Annotated in this window: 17 protein-coding genes and 1 tRNA gene; 9 read left to right on the top strand and 9 right to left on the bottom strand. The window is 68.6% G+C overall.

Translation table 11 applies throughout. From position 1 onward, the window contains the following. Positions 1–3 precede the first annotated feature (3 nt). A complete protein-coding gene (locus LR394_RS38470; RefSeq protein ID WP_231449647.1) occupies positions 4–159 on the bottom strand; it encodes a DUF4177 domain-containing protein in 156 nt (51 codons plus the stop codon). A gap of 143 nt (positions 160–302) precedes the next feature. Between LR394_RS38470 and LR394_RS38465 the strand changes: the two genes are divergently transcribed. After that, entirely contained in the window at positions 303–1406 is a 1104-nt protein-coding gene (locus LR394_RS38465; protein WP_231449646.1) for an ArsA-related P-loop ATPase, read from the top strand. Beyond that, positions 1403–2572: an ArsA family ATPase gene (locus LR394_RS38460; protein WP_231449645.1), complete on the top strand. Its 1170-nt coding sequence runs from the start codon at positions 1403–1405 to the stop codon at positions 2570–2572. The genes LR394_RS38465 and LR394_RS38460 overlap by 4 nt, the downstream gene beginning before the upstream one ends. An 83-nt stretch (positions 2573–2655) precedes the next feature. Here the strand turns inward: LR394_RS38460 and LR394_RS38455 are convergent, their stop codons facing one another. Continuing rightward, a complete protein-coding gene (locus LR394_RS38455; protein WP_231449644.1) occupies positions 2656–2979 on the bottom strand; it encodes a WhiB family transcriptional regulator in 324 nt (107 codons plus the stop codon). Between the two features lie 597 nt (positions 2980–3576). Here LR394_RS38455 and LR394_RS38450 point away from each other — a divergent pair. Beyond that, positions 3577–6015, top strand: coding sequence for a penicillin-binding protein (locus LR394_RS38450; protein WP_231449643.1), 2439 nt, complete (start codon positions 3577–3579; stop codon positions 6013–6015). 73 nt (positions 6016–6088) lie between these two features. Here the strand turns inward: LR394_RS38450 and LR394_RS38445 are convergent, their stop codons facing one another. Then, complete coding sequence (locus LR394_RS38445; RefSeq protein WP_231449642.1) at positions 6089–6565, bottom strand: GatB/YqeY domain-containing protein; 477 nt, start codon at positions 6563–6565, stop codon at positions 6089–6091. Between the two features lie 127 nt (positions 6566–6692). Here LR394_RS38445 and LR394_RS38440 point away from each other — a divergent pair, with 127 nt between their 5' ends. From LR394_RS38440 to LR394_RS38420, 5 genes are all read left to right on the top strand, one after another. Continuing rightward, positions 6693–7601, top strand: a complete 909-nt coding sequence (locus tag LR394_RS38440; RefSeq protein WP_231449641.1) for a metallophosphoesterase — start codon at positions 6693–6695, stop codon at positions 7599–7601. Positions 7602–7678: 77 nt separating this feature from the next. Then, a tRNA-Pro gene (locus LR394_RS38435) sits at positions 7679–7752 on the top strand. 85 nt (positions 7753–7837) lie between these two features. Next, positions 7838–9889, top strand: coding sequence for an aminodeoxychorismate synthase component I (gene pabB / locus LR394_RS38430; protein ID WP_231449640.1), 2052 nt, complete (start codon positions 7838–7840; stop codon positions 9887–9889). A gap of 93 nt (positions 9890–9982) precedes the next feature. After that, entirely contained in the window at positions 9983–10165 is a 183-nt protein-coding gene (locus tag LR394_RS38425; protein WP_231449639.1) for a DUF5302 domain-containing protein, read from the top strand. Between the two features lie 102 nt (positions 10166–10267). Beyond that, a complete protein-coding gene (locus LR394_RS38420) occupies positions 10268–10555 on the top strand; it encodes a Dabb family protein (RefSeq protein ID WP_231449638.1) in 288 nt (95 codons plus the stop codon). Here the strand turns inward: LR394_RS38420 and LR394_RS38415 are convergent. From LR394_RS38415 to LR394_RS38400, 4 genes are all read right to left on the bottom strand, one after another. Continuing rightward, positions 10552–12261, bottom strand: coding sequence for a protein kinase domain-containing protein (locus LR394_RS38415; RefSeq protein ID WP_231449637.1), 1710 nt, complete (start codon positions 12259–12261; stop codon positions 10552–10554). The two genes, LR394_RS38420 and LR394_RS38415, sit on opposite strands and share 4 nt — an antisense overlap. After that, entirely contained in the window at positions 12248–13003 is a 756-nt protein-coding gene (locus tag LR394_RS38410) for a hypothetical protein (protein ID WP_231449636.1), read from the bottom strand. Before LR394_RS38410 ends, LR394_RS38415 begins: the two co-directional genes overlap by 14 nt. A gap of 313 nt (positions 13004–13316) precedes the next feature. Next, the gene (locus tag LR394_RS38405; RefSeq protein ID WP_231449635.1) at positions 13317–13553 is read right to left on the bottom strand and encodes a hypothetical protein; all 237 of its coding nucleotides are present in this window, start codon (positions 13551–13553) and stop codon (positions 13317–13319) included. Beyond that, the gene (locus LR394_RS38400; protein ID WP_231449634.1) at positions 13553–13891 is read right to left on the bottom strand and encodes a hypothetical protein; all 339 of its coding nucleotides are present in this window, start codon (positions 13889–13891) and stop codon (positions 13553–13555) included. Before LR394_RS38400 ends, LR394_RS38405 begins: the two co-directional genes overlap by 1 nt. A 188-nt stretch (positions 13892–14079) precedes the next feature. Here LR394_RS38400 and LR394_RS38395 point away from each other — a divergent pair, with 188 nt between their 5' ends. Beyond that, the gene (locus tag LR394_RS38395; RefSeq protein WP_231449633.1) at positions 14080–14895 is read left to right on the top strand and encodes a helix-turn-helix domain-containing protein; all 816 of its coding nucleotides are present in this window, start codon (positions 14080–14082) and stop codon (positions 14893–14895) included. A gap of 57 nt (positions 14896–14952) precedes the next feature. Here LR394_RS38395 and LR394_RS38390 read toward each other — a convergent pair whose 3' ends face one another. Next, positions 14953–15837 (bottom strand): hypothetical protein, encoded by an 885-nt coding sequence (locus tag LR394_RS38390; RefSeq protein ID WP_231449632.1) that lies wholly within the window; start codon positions 15835–15837, stop codon positions 14953–14955. Positions 15838–16029: 192 nt separating this feature from the next. Continuing rightward, entirely contained in the window at positions 16030–16320 is a 291-nt protein-coding gene (locus tag LR394_RS38385) for a hypothetical protein (RefSeq protein ID WP_231449631.1), read from the bottom strand. Positions 16321–16567: the final 247 nt, after the last annotated feature.

The following is a 16567-nucleotide window of genomic DNA, read 5'->3' as shown; positions in this document are numbered from 1 at the left end:
CGTTCAGTCTCGGGGGCGCTTCAGATAGGCGACCGGGTTCGCGCCCTCGGGACCGGGCACCACTGCGACCAGTTCCCAGCCGTCCTCACCCCATTGATCCAAGATCTGCTTGGTGGCATGGATGAGCAAAGGCACCGTCGCGTATTCCCACTTGACCATGCCGGTGAGCCTATCCATCAGGGGAGTTGGAGTGCAGCCCTGGCTCTGGTAGGCGATGCCGGATTGTCACCGGATCGACGCTGTGAGGAGGTCGCCAGCCAAGTCGCCCTGCATCCCGGGTGGGCGCTGTCTAACCTGGTGGGGTGGCATCGCAGGGTTCTCGTAAGCGCCCGGCACACTCGGTCGCAGCACGGGCGGCGCAGGCCCGGGAGACCGACTGGCCCGGGGTAAGGCTCCACATCGTCACCGGTAAGGGCGGCACCGGGAAGACCACCGTGGCCGCAGCCCTGGCGATGGCGCTGGCCACCGGGGGGCGGCGCACGCTGCTGGCCGAGGTGGAGGGCCGGCAGAGCATCGCCCGGCTGTTCGACTTACCCCCGTTGCCGTACGAGGAGACCAGGATCGCCGTCGCCCCGGGCGGCGGCGAACTGTACGGGCTGGCGGTCGATCCGAAAGCCGCTCTTCTGGACTACCTCGAGATGTTCTACCGCCTGGGCCGGGCCGGCCGGATGCTGGAGCGCATCGGCGCGGTCGATTTCGCCACCACCATCGCCCCCGGAGTACGCGACGTGCTGCTCACCGGAAAGGTCTACGAGGCGGTCCGGCGCCGGGAGACGGTGAAGGGCGGGCGGGCCGCGCCGGACGTGGAGCGCCCGGTCTACGACGCCGTGGTGCTGGACGCCCCGCCGACCGGCCGGATCACCCGCTTCCTCAACGTCAACGAGGAGGTGGCCGGGCTGGCCAAGGTCGGCCCGATCCGCAACCAGGCCAACTCGATCATGACCCTGATGCGCTCCGGGCAGACCGCGGTGCACCTGGTCAGCGTGCTGGAGGAGATGCCGGTGCAGGAGACCGCCGACGCGGTGGCCGAACTGGAGACGATCGGCCTGCCGGTGGGTGGGGTGTTCGTGAACATGGTCCGGCCCCCGTTCCTGCCGCCGGATGCCCTGGAGGCAGCCACCCAGGGCGGACTCGATCGTTCCGAGGTGCTGGCCGGGCTGGCCGCGGCCGGGCTCGGGCGGCGCTCGCGGGCCACCGGTAACGACACCTCGCACGCGGCCCTGGCCACCGCGTTGCTGGAGGAGGCGGCCGACCACGGGGCCCGGGTGCAGATGGAACACACCGAGCGCGGTGAACTGCTCTCCCTCGGCCGCCCGGTGTACGAACTGCCCGCGCTGGCCAGCGGCATCGATCTCGGTGCGCTCTACGAGCTGGCCGGGCGCCTGGGTGAGCAGGGCGCGGCATGAGCAACGAGCCGGTGCTGCAGATCGACGAGCTTTTGGACGATGCCCGCACCCGGGTCATGGTGTGTTGCGGTTCCGGTGGGGTCGGGAAGACCACCACGGCGGCCGCGATCGGCCTGCGGGCCGCCGAGCGCGGCCGCCGGGTGGTGGTGCTCACCATCGATCCGGCCCGCCGGCTGGCCCAGTCGCTCGGGCTGGCCGAGCTGGACAACACCCCGCGGCCGGTGGCCGGGGTGGACACCGCCGCCGGCGGCAGCCTGGACGCGATGATGCTGGACATGAAGCGCACCTTCGACGAGGTGATCGAGGGCCACGCCCCGCCCGAGAAGGCCGCGCAGATCCTGGAGAACCCCTTCTACCAGGCGCTTTCCAGCAGCTTCGCGGGCACCCAGGAATACATGGCGATGGAGAAGCTGGGCCAGTTGCGCACCCAGGCCGACAGCGGCGCGCATCCCTGGGACCTGATCGTCGTCGACACCCCGCCCAGCCGCTCCGCCCTGGACTTCCTCGACGCCCCGCAACGCCTGGGCTCGTTCCTGGACGGCCGCTTCATCCGGATTCTCGGCGCTCCGGCCAAGGCGGGCGGCCGGGCCTACCTGAAGATGATGTCCGCGGCGATCGGCACCGCCACCAGCCTGCTGAACAAGATCCTGGGCGCCCAGGTACTGACAGACGTGCAGACTTTCGTAGCTGCTCTGGACACAATGTTCGGCGGTTTCCGGGAGCGCGCCGACGCCACGTACAAGCTGCTGCAGGCACCGGGCACGGCCTTCCTGGTGGTGGCCGCGCCGGAGCGAGACGCCCTGCGCGAGGCCTCCTACTTCGTGGAGCGCCTGGAGGGTGACGGCATGCCGCTGGCCGGGCTGGTCCTGAACCGGGTGCACACCGGTCCGGCCGAAGGGCTCTCGGCCGAGCGTGCGCTCACCGCGGCCGAGGACCTGGACGACGCCCAGGAACATGCCACCACGGCCGGCCTGCTGCGGATCCACGCCGACCGGATGCGGCTGAGCGAGCGGGAGAAGGCCGTGGCCAGTCGCTTCGGGCAGGCCCATCCGGACGTGGCGGTGGTCCGGGTACCGGCCCGGCCGCAGGATGTGCACGATCTGGAGGGGTTGCGGGGCATCGGTGCCGACCTGGCCGGCACCGGCGAACCGGCCTACTCCCGCTGACCCAGGGGCAAAACCCGGCGCCCGGGCAAAGATCCGAAGATCCCGCCCGGGCGCCCGGTGGTTTGGTGCTGAAGCCGGCCGGTTCAGCCGACCTTGACGACCTCCTGCTCGTTCAGCAGGTCGATGATCCGGACCTGCTGCGAGCGAGCGGTCTCGAGCAGCCGTCGCCACGACTGCACGTTCGGGCGACGGCGGAGCAGCGCACGGCGCTCCCGCTCGGTCATCCCGCCCCATACCCCGAACTCGATCTTGTGGTCCAGCGCGTCTGAGAGACACTCGGTCCGGACCGGGCAAGACATACAGACCAACTTGGCGCGATTCTGTGCCGCCCCCTGAACAAACAGTGCATCAGGGTCGCTCTTGCGGCACGCACCCTGAGTTGCCCACTGGTTCACCGTCACACCCATTTCCCTCGGCCCTCCCTGGACCCCCGTGGATCCACGCTCACCCCCGAGCCGAACCCCTCTGTCGATGACGGTAGGTGAGCAACTGCAACGCCAATAAGGGCCGGATGGATGAATCGGTATCGGCCGAAGTGACGATGAGTTACTCTGCGCAACCGTTTAGCTACAGATAGTGCCGGATTGAGAGATCGACTCGCCTGTCTGACAGTGCTTCTGAGTGACCGCGACTCCCTTGACGCGACCCGTCCGTCACCGCGCATTGACCTGCGAACATTCCGCGCGCGCAGTTCAACTTGCCCTTCCCGGACATCTCTGCACTGACGATCGTTCGAGCCCGCCCTTTCGTTACGCCACCCTTTCGGGCTCTTAAGGAAGGCATACGGCCCGACCGACGATCAAAGGTGCTAGACATCGGATGCGTCAATGTCGAGTCACGCACAGCGACAATTGATACAGGTCGGCACCCGGAATGCAGCGCCGGTGGGGCATCAGATCCCCGCCCAACCTCCTGCGGACCTGCTGCGGGCGCCCTGGCCGGGGGTTCGCCCGGCCCGACTTGAGCGCAAAGGTCGCACAGGGCTCCGTATTAGGGTGGCGCGCATGTCGCCGGCACCTACCCCCAAGAATGTCCTGGGTCTGCTCGGCGCCTTCACGGTGACCAGTCTGGTGGCGGGCGTTCTCGCGGCCGGGCTCGCAGTCCCCGCGATCGGCGCCACAGGCCTGGCCTCGAACAGTGCGATCGATGCGTTCAACGCTCTGCCCAGTGAGCTGGAGGACACCCAGGTCTCGGCCAGCACCCGGGTGCTGGCCTCGGACGGCTCGCTGATCGCGACGTTCTACGACGAGAACCGCGACCCGGTGAAGCTGGAGGAGATCTCCGAGTTCATGCAGGACGCGGTGGTCGCCATCGAGGACGAGCGGTTCTACGAGCACGGCGGGGTGGACACCAAGGGCCTGGTCCGGGCCCTACTGGTCAACCAGGCCTCGGGCGGGGTCTCGCAGGGCGCCTCCACGCTGACCCAGCAGCTGGTGAAGAACACGCTGAAGGACGCGGCGCACGCCAGCGGGGACGAGGCGGCCTACGAGGCGGCCGAGGAACAGACCAACTCCCGCAAGCTGCGCGAGATCCGGCTGGCCACCGCGCTGGAGAAGAAGAAGTCCAAGCAGGAGATCCTCGAGGGCTACCTGAACATCGCCTGGTTCGGCGGCCAGACCAACGGTGTCGAGGCGGCGGCCAAGTACTACTTCAACACCAGTGCCAAGAAGCTGACCCTGCCCCAGGCGGCGATGCTGGGCGGGATGATCGCCTCCCCGACCCAGTTCAACCCGGCCTCGGAGGAACAGCACGACAAGGCTCTGGCCCGGCGCGACACCGTGCTGAACAAGATGCTCTCGCTGAAGATGATCACCCAGCAGGAGCACGACGAGGCGGTCGACACCCCGCTGAAGTCCGACGTCACCCCGACCTACCAGGGCTGCGCCAACGCCGGCACGCGGGCGTACTTCTGCGACTACGTCTACAACGTGATCACCAAGGGCAACGGGTTCAAGGCGCTCGGCGCCACCGAGGAGGACCGGCAGGCCGCGCTGAAGCGGGGTGGCTACACCATCCGCACGACGCTGGACCCGAAGATCCTCAAGGCCGGCTGGAAGGCCGTGAACGAAGCGATCCCGCCGAACGACTCCAGCAACGTGGCCACCGCCTCGGTGACCGTGGAGCCGGGCACCGGCAAGGTGCTCTCGATGATCCAGAACAAGTACTACAGCACCAAGAAGGGCCGCAAGAACACCACGATCAACTACTCCACCGACTACAAGTACGGTGGTTCCTCCGGCTTCCTCACCGGCTCGACGTTCAAGCCGGTGATCCTGGCCACCTGGCTCAAGGCCGGGCACTCGCTGAACGCCTCGATCAACGGCTCCCCCGGCTCGCTCCCGGTGAACTCGTTCAAGAGCTGCGGCTCGAACCTGCAGTCCAGCGAGATCTGGACGGTCCGTAACTCCAGCGACAGCAGCGGCAACGGGACCATGAGCGTCTGGGACGCCACGGCCAACTCGGTCAACGGTGCCTACGTCCGGATGGAACAGCAGCTCGACCTGTGCGACGTGCGGGAGATGGCCGAGGCTCTGGGCATGCACCAGGCCGCGCCGGTCGAGGTGGACGGCAAGAAGACCACCAAGCTGCCGGACAACATTCCCGCGATCGCCCTGGGCGTGATCAACCAGTCCCCGTTGACCATGGCCAACGCCTACGCCACGTTCGCCTCGGGCGGTAAGTACTGCAACCCGATCGTGGTCACTTCGATCAAGGACCGCAACGGCAAGAAGATCAAGATCCCGAAGGCCAACTGCAAGCAGACGATCGACGCCGAGGTCGCGAACACCACCACGCTGGGGCTGAGCCGGGCGCTCACCAACGGCACCGCCTCCAGCACCGGCCCGCTCGCCAACGGCCAGAAGGCCTCCGGCAAGACCGGTACCACCAACGGCTCCGAGGCCACCTGGTTCGCCGGCTACACCCCGCAGCTGTCCACCGCGGTCTGGGTCGGCCCGGAGACGGTGGACGGCAAGCGCAAGAACATGACCAACATCTACATCAACGGCCGCTACTACAACGCGGTCTACGGTGGCACGCTCGCGGCGCCGATCTGGAAGAAGATCATGGAGCCGGCGCTGGAGGGCAAGGCGGTCGAGGACTTCCCCGAGGCGGACAGCAGCCTGCTCGAGACCCCGATGTCGGACATCCCGAGCGTGACCGGCAAGAGCCCGGACGAGGCCCGCAGCATCCTGGAGCAGGCCGGTTTCACGGTCGAGGAGAGCAGCCAGCTCGAGGCGTCCGACCAGCCGGCCGGCACCGTGGCCCGCACCGACCCCTCCGGCCGGACCAGCACCGGCGGCTCGGTGACGCTGTACCTCAGCTCCGGCCCCGATCAGGGTGAGGAAGGGCAGGAAGAGGAGATGCCCGGTAACGGCGACTTCGATCTGCCCGGTATCGAGCAGCCCGGCTTCGGCGACGATCCGGGGAACTTCGGCCGCTGATCACCCGCGCCCACCGAACGAAGGCCTGGAGTCCGCAAGGGACTCCAGGCCTTCGTCGTGATGAGCCCGAAAATCAGGCCTCGAGCTGGTTCTTCACCTCGGCGGCCACCAGGCCGCCCTCGGCCCGGCCGGACACCCGGCCCCGGACCGCCTTCATCACCAGGCCCATCGCCGCCTTACCGGACTTCCCGGCGGCTGCCGCCGCCGAGACCTCCTCGGCCACCAGCGTCCGCAATTCATCCTCGGACAGCTGCTCGGGCAGGTAGTCGGCGAGCACCGCGAGCTCGGCCCGCTCCTTCTCGGCCAACTCGGCGCGGCCCGCGTCGTCGTAGGCGCCGGCCGCCTCCCGGCGCTTCTTCGCCTCGCGGGTGAGCACCGTGACGAGTTCCTGCTCGGACAGCTCACGGGCAGTGGTGCCGGACACCTCCTCGGCCTTGATCGCGGTCATGACCATCCGGATCGTGCTGGAGCGGATGGCGTCGCGGGCCTTCATGGCGGTGGTGAGGTCGGAACGCAGGCGGGCCTTGAGGCCGGTCGAGGAGTCGGACATGGGGCCCATCCTCGCACCTGTCAACAGTTCCATCCGCATCATTTACCGGTACTCGGGCCCCTTACTACATCAGGGCTAATTTTCCGTACCCGGCGAACGGCCGAGGCGGACCTGCGAGGATGTGCCGATGCGCCCATCCGCCAAGCTTCCCCTCGCCGCGCTGGCCCTTGGGGCCGCCGGACTCGGTTACTCCCTGGCCGAGGCCCGTGCCTACACGCTGCGGCGATTCAGCGTGCCGGTGCTGCCGGCGGGGAGCTCACCGCTGCGCGTGCTGTGCCTGTCGGACCTGCACCTGGTGCCCAACCAGACCAAGAAGCTGGAGTGGGTGCGCGGACTGGCCGCGCTGGAGCCGGACCTGGTGGTCAGCACGGGCGACAACCTGGCCCACATGGAGGCGGTGCCGGCGGTGCTGCGGGCGCACGAGCACCTGATGCGGCTGCCCGGGGTGTTCGTCCTCGGGTCCAACGACTACTTCGCCCCCAAGCCCAAGAACCCGGCGCGCTACCTGCTGCCCTACGGCGGCAAGAAGCGCATCCACGGCAACCGGCTGCCCACCGCGGATCTGGTCGACGGCTTCCGTGAGGCGGGCTGGGTAGACCTGAACAACCGCCGCGAGGAGCTGAAGATCAACGGCCTGCGGCTGGAGTTCGTCGGCGTGGACGACCCGCACATCAAGCGGGACCGCTACAGCGAGGTGGCCGGCCCGGCCGACCCGAGCGTGGCGCTGACGATCGGTGTGGCCCACGCGCCGTACCTGCGGGTGCTGGACGCGATGACGGCCGACGGCGCCGGGCTGATCCTGGCCGGGCACACCCACGGCGGGCAGCTGTGCATCCCGGGCGTGGGCGCCCTGACCACCAACTGCGACCTGGACCGCGGCCGGGCCAAGGGCGTGTCCCGCTACCCCGGCGACGGCACCGACCCGAGCGACGCCTGGATGCACGTCAGCGCCGGCCTGGGCACCTCGCCGTACACGCCGGTGCGGTTCGCCTGCCGCCCCGAGGCCACGCTGCTGACCCTCACGCCGGCGGCCTGAACCGGGCCCACCGAGCGGTCCGCACTAACCAATTTCAGACTTGGGCACCTCGTCGGGTAAGGTTAGAACCACTCCACCGGGGTGTGGCGCAGCTTGGTAGCGCGCTTCGTTCGGGACGAAGAGGCCGCAGGTTCAAATCCTGTCACCCCGACGGTGCAGTAACTGGTCAGAGGCCGGTTCAGCGGAAGCTGAACCGGCCTTCGATCGTTTTGGCAGGATCCGGAGCTAGGAGCACGATGACGGCCGAACCCAGACCCGTCCGGACGCTGCTGGTGGACAACTACGACTCGTACACCTACAACCTGTTCCAGTTGCTGGCGGTGGCGAACGGGGCCGAGCCCACCGTGGTGCGCAACGACGAGGGCGACTGGAGCCAGGTACTGGCCCGGGCCCAGTTCGACAACATCGTGATCTCCCCTGGCCCGGGCCGTCCGGAGCACGCCGGCGACTTCGGGCTCTCCGCGGCGGCAATCGCCTGGGCGCGGGCCGAGCAGGTGCCCTTGCTGGGGATCTGCCTAGGGCATCAGGGCATTGCCGTGGCGTACGGAGCGCACACCGTCAACGCCGGGCAGGTGATGCACGGCCGGATCAGCCGGGTGCGCCATCAGGGGCCGCTGTTGGCCGGTATCCCACAGGATTTCGACGTGGTGCGGTACCACTCGCTGGCGGTGCCCGAGCCGCTGCCGGACGGCCTGACCGCCGCCGCCTGGGCCGAGGACGGCACGTTGATGGGTCTTCAGGCCGCCGACGCCCCGCTTTTCGGCGTCCAGTTCCATCCCGAGTCCATCCTTACCGCTCACGGTGCGAAGATCATCGAGAACTTCCGGAATCTGACTCCCCGGCGAGGCCTGAGACCGGCCGGAGAAGAACAACTTCCACCAACAATGGACGAGGAGCGAACCCCGCTCCGGCTCACCGCCCGCTGCATTCCTGGCCAGGTGGATGCCGAACTCCTGTTCGCCGAACTTCGTGGTTCTCAGGAAGAGCCGGCGATCTGGCTGGACAGCGCCGCGCCCGGGCAGGATTCCGGCCGGTTCTCGTATCTGGTCTGTGGCCCGGGCGGACCACTGCGCGAGAGCCTGATCCATCACGAAGACCACAACATCTTCGACCAGATCAGTTCTCTGCTCAGCACTTTCCGGGTTGCGGAGCCTGCCGATCTGCCGTTCGACTTCACCGGCGGCTACGTGGGCTACCTCGGCTACGAGGCAACCGCCGATCCGGCGACCGCCAGCCCCTTTCCCAGCGATCAGCCGGATGCCGTATTCCTCTTCGCCGACCGACTGGTGGTTCTCGACCACGTCCTGGCAAACGTCCATCTGCTGGCTCTTGATCCTGAAAATCACCCGGTCGAGGAGACTTCCGCCTGGCTCGACGCCACCGCCGCACTGATCGCCGGACTATCCGGCCGGAAGCTACCCGCGCTCGGCGACCACCCGCGCAGCATTGCCCGACCCGTGCGTGGGCGAGCCCAATACCTCAAAGACATTGCGAACGTCCATCATTGGCTCCGCGAAGGCGAGACCTATGAGGCCTGCCTGACCACCCGGTTCGAGGCGCAGACCGAATCGTCGCCTTTCGAGGTCTACCGGCGGCTGCGCAATCTGAATCCGGCTCCCTACGGCGCTTTTCTGGATTTCGGGGACTTCTGCATTTCTTCTTCCTCCCCGGAGCGCTTCCTGAGGATCGATCGCCAGGGGAAAGTCAGCGCCAAGCCGATCAAAGGCACCCGCCCCCGAGGTGACACTCCGGACGAAGACCGTTCTCTGGCCGAAGAACTGAAGAACGACACCAAAGAACGTGCCGAGAACCTGATGATCGTCGACCTGCTCCGCAACGATCTGGGACGGGTGTGCGAACCGGGATCGGTCCATGTCCCCACCCTGATGCAGGTCGAATCGTTCAGCACTGTGCACCAGCTGGTTTCGACGATCGAGGGCGATCTGGCGCCGGGGCGCAGCGCGGTTGACTGTGTGCGGGCAGCCTTTCCCGGCGGTTCGATGACCGGCGCTCCGAAGGTTCGCACCATGCGTCTGCTGCGCGATCTGGAGGGAACGGCGCGCGGTATCTATTCCGGCGCCATCGGATTCTTCGGGGTAAATGGCACGGCCGATCTGAGCATTGTCATCCGCACACTGGTCCATACCGGTAACCAGGTGAGCGTGGGCGCCGGTGGGGCGATCACGGTGCTCTCCGGTCCGGAGCCCGAATGGCGTGAGGTTCGCCTCAAGGCCGATGCCGTACTGCGTGCCGTCAACGCTGTGACCAGCGACGATGCGGCGCAGTAGACCCACTTGGCGGAAAAGCGGTGGCGGGGCGCCAGGTGGGCTGTCACGCTGAGCGGGCGGGGAAGTGGACGCCGACCTCGAAGGAGAGCATTCATGCCGTCTGACAATCAGGTCAGTTCTGACACGAAGCGTAAGTTCCGCGAGGCACTGGAGCGCAAGCACGCCAATGGCGGGCTGCACCAGGCCGAGGTCAAGGGAAACGGCAAGGTGGGCGGGTCCCACGGCGCCGAGACCTCCGGAGCGCAGCAGATGTTCCGGCGTAAGGCCGGTTCGTAAGGCATCCGGTTTCGGCGCCGCCAACGGGTTCTTCCCGGGGGCGGCGCCTTTTGTTGTCCGGATTAGGATCGGCGTCTCAGCCCCGGTGAACGGAGAATGCGCATGATCCGCAACGTCGTGATGGGCCGGCTCAAGCCCGGCGCGGACACCGATCTGCTCGAGAAGGGCCTGGCCGGCATCGTCGCCCTGGCGATCCCGGGCATGACCGGGGTGAAGGTGGGCCGCGACGCCGGACTGCGCGAGGGCAACTGGGACTTCACCATCACCGCGGACTTCGCCGACGTTGCTGCCTACCGGGCGTACGACGAGGACGAGGAGCACAACCGGCTGCGCCGCGAGATCTTCGGGCCGCTGTCCGAGGAGATCGCCCGGATCCAGATCGAGGTCTAAGGGCGCGGTGGCGGCCCGCCGGCAGGCGGTGGGCCGGTCGGGCAGCCCTTGTCGGACTGGTTGCCCCGGCTGACGAAAATGCTTGCTCCGACGTAGCTCTTTGCGGGAATGGCCAGGCCGGAGCGAGTGGCGGCCTGACCTTTGAGCGCGGCCAACGGCACCACTACCACTTCCAGCCGGTAGCGGTCTCCCAGCGGATCGGAGGGCAGGCCCACCGGTGGGCGCAGCTTCCAGCGCGCCAGCGAGGCCGGACGGCGCCAGCCGGGGATCAGGGTGACGTGCCGGATCCGCTCGCCGACGCTGAGGTTCTCCACGGTGAACAGCAGCGTCCGGCCGGGCGGCAGGTCTGCGGTGCCCCGCAGCTGGGGGCACCGGCCGATCTCGGCGCCGTCGGCGGGGGCGGTGAACGCGGCCGACTTACTGGTGGTGCCGCGGGTGGGCCACGGCCCGCGGTCAAGGTTGCGGTGGGGTGGTGGCGGCTCAGTAACTATGGACGCCGGCAGCGTCGCCTTGGTGGACGAGGCGCTGGGTTCCCCCTCTTCCCGCGGCACGGCCAGGGGCAGCAGGATCAGCGCGATCGCCATCAGGGGAATCGCGATCGCGGCCGCCAGGAGACTCTTCGAGGTGGGCTCGGAGATCACCCCGAGGGTGCGCAGCCGCTCCGCCCAGGCCTGGGCATCGGTGGGCCGGGCCGTCGGCTGCGGGGCCAGCATCTGGGTCAGGTGCGTGGCGAAGGCGGCGGGATCGCGGACTCCGGCGTTGCGAGCGGCCTCCAGCGCCAGACTGCGGGCCTGCTCCTGAGCCTGCGGGTCGCGGGCGGGCGGTGGGTTCTGGCCGGTGACGCAGAACCAGGCCAGCGCGCCCAGCGAGTACCGGTCCGAGGCGGCTTCCCGGGCGGCCATCGGATCGGTCAGCACCTCGGGCGCGGTGTACGCCGGGGTGTGGCGGCCGGACAGGTCGCGGCCGTCGTCCACCCGCCGCATGGTGCCGACATCGACCAGGACCACCCCGCGCAGCGGAGCGAGGATGCAGTTGGTCGGCTTCACGTCGCGGTGCAGGCTCGGGTTCCCGGCCGAGACGGTGCGTGAGTGCAGCGCGTTCAGGGCCTTGGCCACCTGCTCGACCTGGCGCAGACGCAGCCCCAGGTTCTCCGCGGTGGCGGGGCGCCCGGTGTACTCGTCGGCCAGGGTCGGCCCGGGCACCCACTCCATCACCACGTAGGGCGTGATCGGGGCCTCCTGCTCCGGGACCAGGCCGTGCGGGTGCGGCGCCGGCCCCACGAACACGTCGAGCACGCTGACCAGGTGATCGATCCGCATGATCAGCAGCAGGGCCCGGAGGTCTTCCCAGCGGCGCAGGTCGGCCGGGGTCGGCCAGTCGTCGCCGACGTTGGCCGGGCGGCGCAGTCGCTTCACCGCCACCGGCAGCGGCGAGGTCAGCTCGCCCCGGTAGCGGGCCCGCCAGATGTCTCCCTCGCCGCCGGACAGCCCAGGCCCGAGCAGCTGGTAGCGGTCCGGGTCCCAGTCCGGCCCGGCGTACCAGCCGTTCGGTTCGGCCCCACCGGCCAGCCGGGCCCGGTCCTCGGTGGCCAGCAGCCCGGAGACGTCGATCGGGCCGCTCGGCCGGTTCCCGGTCCCCGGGGAGCCGCCGACCGTGACCGCATCGTCGGATTCCGGGTGGCCCTCCGGCGGTTCAGGGGTGGGCACCGAGGTCCTGGATGTCGGCCAGGGTGATCGTGCCGCTGTTGATCGCCCAGCGGGCCAGGGCCGGGCGGAAGTCCTCGTAGACCTTCTCCAGGTTGTAGGCGACCAGCGCGGCCACGCCCTGGGCGGCCAGCTGTTCCCGGAGCCGCCGCAGCACGTTTCGGGCGTAACTCGGGCTCCGGCCCACCCGGGCCCCGATCTCCCGGTAGGTGGCGGGCGCGGCGCGGGCCCCGGTGCGGGTCAGCAACGGCTCGCACAGCGCGGCCAGCAGGTGCCGCTGCGGCCCGCTCAGGTCGATCGGCACCCCGTCGACGGTCTCCAGCGGATCGATCACCGGCCGGGGCGTCTGCGGGGTGAGGTCACGAACGTCCACGTGCACGCGGTACTCCCTTCCGAACCGGCCGGTCACCACGACGAAGAACTCGGTGAACGGCATCGAGGTGGTGGCCGCGCCGGGCTCCAGCAGGCGCTCGGCCCCGACCAGCGGCCGCAGCACCAGAGGTTTACTGCTGGAACGGTTCTGGACCATCACGCAGTCGGGCAGGGTCCGCAGTGAGGCGGTGAGCCGGGAGACGTGCTCGTCGGCCGGTTCGTGGGCGATCCGGATCCCGGCCCCGGCTCCGCGACCGATCGTGATTTCCTTGCCGAGCGGCAGCATTCGGCGATCATGCCGGTGCGTGAGCAGGGCGTAGGGCTCTGGTGAGGGCCGCGCGGCGCGCTGCCGGGGCAGATGAGCCTCGGTCACGGCCACCTCCGGAAAAGCTCGCCGACCGGAACGGCAATCGCTTGACACACGGCCACAGTTTTCACCATGGCACGACTGCTTGTCAGAGCAACTATCGGACTGCTTCGCCGAACGGGACCTACGACCGAGCCGACCTAGGGTAAAACCCCTGGACGAAACGTCTTTCGCCCGCGCAAATCCGGCCGGGCAACGCTACCGGAACGGGTTGAGGGCGGATCAGCCCCCGCTGGTCCGATCCGCCCTCGGTCACAATCTACTGCCTCGTACCCGGAATTCCCTCAGTGCCGAATGTTTCCGGGCACTGAGAATGTTTTCAGTGCGCCGGCATGGCACTCTCGGCGCGCAACCGGGTCAGTCTGCTCATCGGAGCCAGGAACTGGCGGGGCAGCGGCCGGGCCCGGGCCTGCCGCCGGGCGGTCGCACAGGGGTAGACCGCGCCGCAGCAGGCGCAGAAACCCCCGGCCGGCAGGTGATCGACCCGGCCGGACTCAGCGGGTTCCTCGGGTTGGCCGGGCTGTGCCGGTTCACCGGTGGGCGAGGATGCGGACATCAGACCACCGCCGTGAGTTCGCGCACCGAGGCATCACCCAGGCGGTACTCGCAGGCCCAGCCGACGGCCACGTAGATCGAGCCGTACTGGGCGGACCAGACCAGGTCGTCCACCGCCAGGCGAGTACCCCGCGGATGGATGATCCACTCGCGCAACTCCTCGCGGTCCAGGACCGCCAGCGTGCGCGAGCCGAACCAGACCGTGACCGAGTCCGGGGCGAACTGCAGCCCCAGCGTGCCGATCGACCAGTCCCGGGCATTACGCAGGTCGAGCTCCAGCCGACCGACCCATTCCCCGGTTCCGGGTCTTTCACCTTTCAGCGCAGATTGATCGTGCATGACGTAGAACCCCCGACATTGGCATGGCCGGCGTCGCTGACACCGGTTCCCTCCCGCCCGCGATTACCATCGGCCGATTCACCGGCAGACTTCAACGTAACGTTTTGTGACAGGCCGAGCGTGACGCCGGGAATTACGTCCGCTTTTGCTACTCGCCCGTCGATTTCCGGAATGGAACACTTCCGGCCATGAGTGGTGGGTCGGGGACGGGGCGCCGGTCATTGGGCCGGCAACTCCGGAGGCTGCGGGAAACCGCCGGGAAGAAACCGGAAGACGTTCGGTCGGTCGGTTCGCGGCAGAAGATCTGGCGGATGGAGGCCGGAAAGGGTCCCTACAAGTACGCGGACATCCGGGCGCTGTGTTTCATGTACGGGGCCGACGAGGCCACCACCGACCGGCTCACCGAGCTGGCCGGGATGACCGATCAGGACCACATCTGGGAAGAGTTCAGTGATCTGCCGGCCCCCGGTCTCGGGCTCTACCTGGACCTCGAGCAGTCGGCCGCCGCCCTGCACACGTACGACGCGGAGATGATCCACGGCCTGCTGCGCACCCCGGCCTATCACGACCACCTCACCCTGGGCGAAGGTCTGGAGGCCACCGACCGGAAACAGGCCGCCGCCCTGCGCCGGGCCCGGGTGGAAAGTGCTTTCGGCGGTCGTTCCCCGCTGCCGGTCGCTGCCGTGATCGGGGAATCCGCGCTGCACCGCATCGTCGGCTCGGCCGGGGTGATGAGCGAGCAACTGCGCCACCTGCGGGATCTCACCAAGGAAAGGGAGAACGTCGAGGTCCGGGTCCTGCCCTGGTCGGCCGGCGCGCATCCGGGGTTGCGCAGCGGGGCCTTCACCTTGCTGGAATTTCCCGATCCGGACACCGATGTGGTCTATCTGGAGTCGCAGACCGATGCCCGGTACCTGGAGAAGGAAAGCAAACTGCGGGCGTACCGGAACGTCTGGGCCACGCTCCGGCGGCTTTCGGTCCCGTTCGAGGAGTACCCGGTCTGAGCCCCGACGGTGCCGGAGGGCGGCGAATTCCACCCTCCGGCACCGGCTTTTGCGAGATCAGTTCTGCGCGGGCACCGGCAGCGGGGTGGGGTCGGTGGGCAGCGGCGGCACCGGCACCGAGCCGCGGATCCGGTTCTGCGCCTGACACTTGCTGGTGCAGTTGGTGGCGCCCTGCGAGAGCTCGATCGCGTCCTCGCCCAGCACGCCGCCCATCCGGCCGCCCGAGGCCACCGACCAGCGGGTCACCGCACCGTCCTGGTAGAGCTTGGTGGTCACCTGCGGGCTGTCCTTGCCGAGCAGCATCTCGTGATAGCCGGTGCTGCTCTGGGCCTTGGTCACCGGGTCCTGCCCGTCACCGAAGTTGATCTTCCCGGTGAACTCGTTGGTGAAGTAGAACAGCTTCGGCCCGAGAGTGTGCTCGATCTCGACGTTCCCCGCGAATTCCGGCTCCTGCTGGAAGATCCCGCCCTGGGCGTGGTCCTTGGCCTGGAACTTCATCTTCCCGCCGGCCGAGCGCAGGATGATCGTGACGTTGTCGTCCTTCAGGTCCATCCGCTCCAGCTTCACCCCGCTGCGCTGGGCCGCACTCAGCACCGGCACCTTCGAGGTGAACACCACGGTCGGCTCGGTGACCATCCGCTCCGGGTCGGGGGCACCGGTCAGGGTGTAGTCGTAGACGCCGAGGGTGGCCGGATCGATCTTGAACTTGACGTTCACCCCGTTCACCACGATCTTCTCGCCCACCGGGATTCCGACGTCCTTGATCTTGTCCTCCTTGCCCCCCTTCGGGTCGTAGGTCTTCCCGTTGACCGTGACCGCGAAGTTGCCCTTGACCTCGTCCTTGGCCTGGGCAGCGGTGGCGGGCACCAGAGTCAGGGCAGCGCCGGCGGCCAGCAACGCGGCCGCAGCCAGAGCAACCTTGCGCGGTGAGCGGATGATCATTGCGGGTTCTCCCGTCGAAGTGGCGAGGCGGACCGGCGTCGCACCGGCCGCTCACCACAGTTGTCCCGCTCCGCGCGCACTAGATGCCATGCGTCGATGGTTCTAGTACGCCGTGTACCCGCTCAGCAGCCGGCCGAAACCTTCGATGCTGCCTTCTTGCTGCACCCGAATCTGGTCACCGGAGGTAGCCGTTCACTTGTCGAACTTCTTGCTGCGGCTGAGGCCGTTCACGCCACGTAAGCCCACCTTGCCGATGCAGAAGGCGCACCCGACGCAGTCCCGGCACCCGATGCAGAACGCGCAGCCGACACAGTCACGGCAGCCGATGCAGGCGAACGTGCCGATCGAGCGCTTGATCCCGATCCCCAGCACGGTGGCCACGCTCAGCAGCACACCGATGCTGCCGCTGACGCCGATGCTGCCTGCCACCCCGGCGCTGCCACTGACCCCCAGGCTTCCGGCTACCCCCGCGCTACCTGCCACTGCAGCGCTTCCGGCTACCGCCGCAGACCCAGCCACGCCCGCGCTACCAGAGACTCCGGCGCTACCGGCAACACCGGTGCTCCCGGCAACACCGGAGCTGCCAGAGACGCCGGTACTGCCCGCAACCCCAGCGCTACGAGAGACTCCCGCGCTGCCCGCCACTCCGGCCGACTCGCTGACCCCGGCACTGCGCCTCACCCCAGCCGGCCCGCTGGACCCGGCAGGGCACTCCGCCTCGGCTGGCTCG

It is taken from the genome of Kineosporia babensis, assembly GCF_021129305.1.
Lineage (GTDB): Bacteria > Actinomycetota > Actinomycetes > Actinomycetales > Kineosporiaceae > Kineosporia > Kineosporia babensis.
This window is presented reverse-complemented; position numbering and strand designations above follow the sequence as displayed.

What these genes read in the sequence shown, in the direction of transcription:
- LR394_RS38390 (WP_231449632.1), bottom strand. Translation starts at nt 15,837, where the DNA reads ATGATCATCCGCTCACCGCGCAAGGTTGCTCTGGCTGCGGCCGCGTTG.
- LR394_RS38425 (WP_231449639.1), top strand. Translation starts at nt 9,983, where the DNA reads ATGCCGTCTGACAATCAGGTCAGTTCTGACACGAAGCGTAAGTTCCGC.
- LR394_RS38460 (WP_231449645.1), top strand. Translation starts at nt 1,403, where the DNA reads ATGAGCAACGAGCCGGTGCTGCAGATCGACGAGCTTTTGGACGATGCC.
- LR394_RS38395 (WP_231449633.1), top strand. Translation starts at nt 14,080, where the DNA reads ATGAGTGGTGGGTCGGGGACGGGGCGCCGGTCATTGGGCCGGCAACTC.
- LR394_RS38440 (WP_231449641.1), top strand. Translation starts at nt 6,693, where the DNA reads ATGCGCCCATCCGCCAAGCTTCCCCTCGCCGCGCTGGCCCTTGGGGCC.
- LR394_RS38405 (WP_231449635.1), bottom strand. Translation starts at nt 13,553, where the DNA reads ATGTCCGCATCCTCGCCCACCGGTGAACCGGCACAGCCCGGCCAACCC.
- LR394_RS38445 (WP_231449642.1), bottom strand. Translation starts at nt 6,565, where the DNA reads ATGTCCGACTCCTCGACCGGCCTCAAGGCCCGCCTGCGTTCCGACCTC.
- LR394_RS38470 (WP_231449647.1), bottom strand. Translation starts at nt 159, where the DNA reads ATGGTCAAGTGGGAATACGCGACGGTGCCTTTGCTCATCCATGCCACC.
- LR394_RS38420 (WP_231449638.1), top strand. Translation starts at nt 10,268, where the DNA reads ATGATCCGCAACGTCGTGATGGGCCGGCTCAAGCCCGGCGCGGACACC.
- LR394_RS38455 (WP_231449644.1), bottom strand. Translation starts at nt 2,979, where the DNA reads ATGGGTGTGACGGTGAACCAGTGGGCAACTCAGGGTGCGTGCCGCAAG.
- LR394_RS38450 (WP_231449643.1), top strand. Translation starts at nt 3,577, where the DNA reads ATGTCGCCGGCACCTACCCCCAAGAATGTCCTGGGTCTGCTCGGCGCC.
- pabB (WP_231449640.1), top strand. Translation starts at nt 7,838, where the DNA reads ATGACGGCCGAACCCAGACCCGTCCGGACGCTGCTGGTGGACAACTAC.
- LR394_RS38400 (WP_231449634.1), bottom strand. Translation starts at nt 13,891, where the DNA reads ATGCACGATCAATCTGCGCTGAAAGGTGAAAGACCCGGAACCGGGGAA.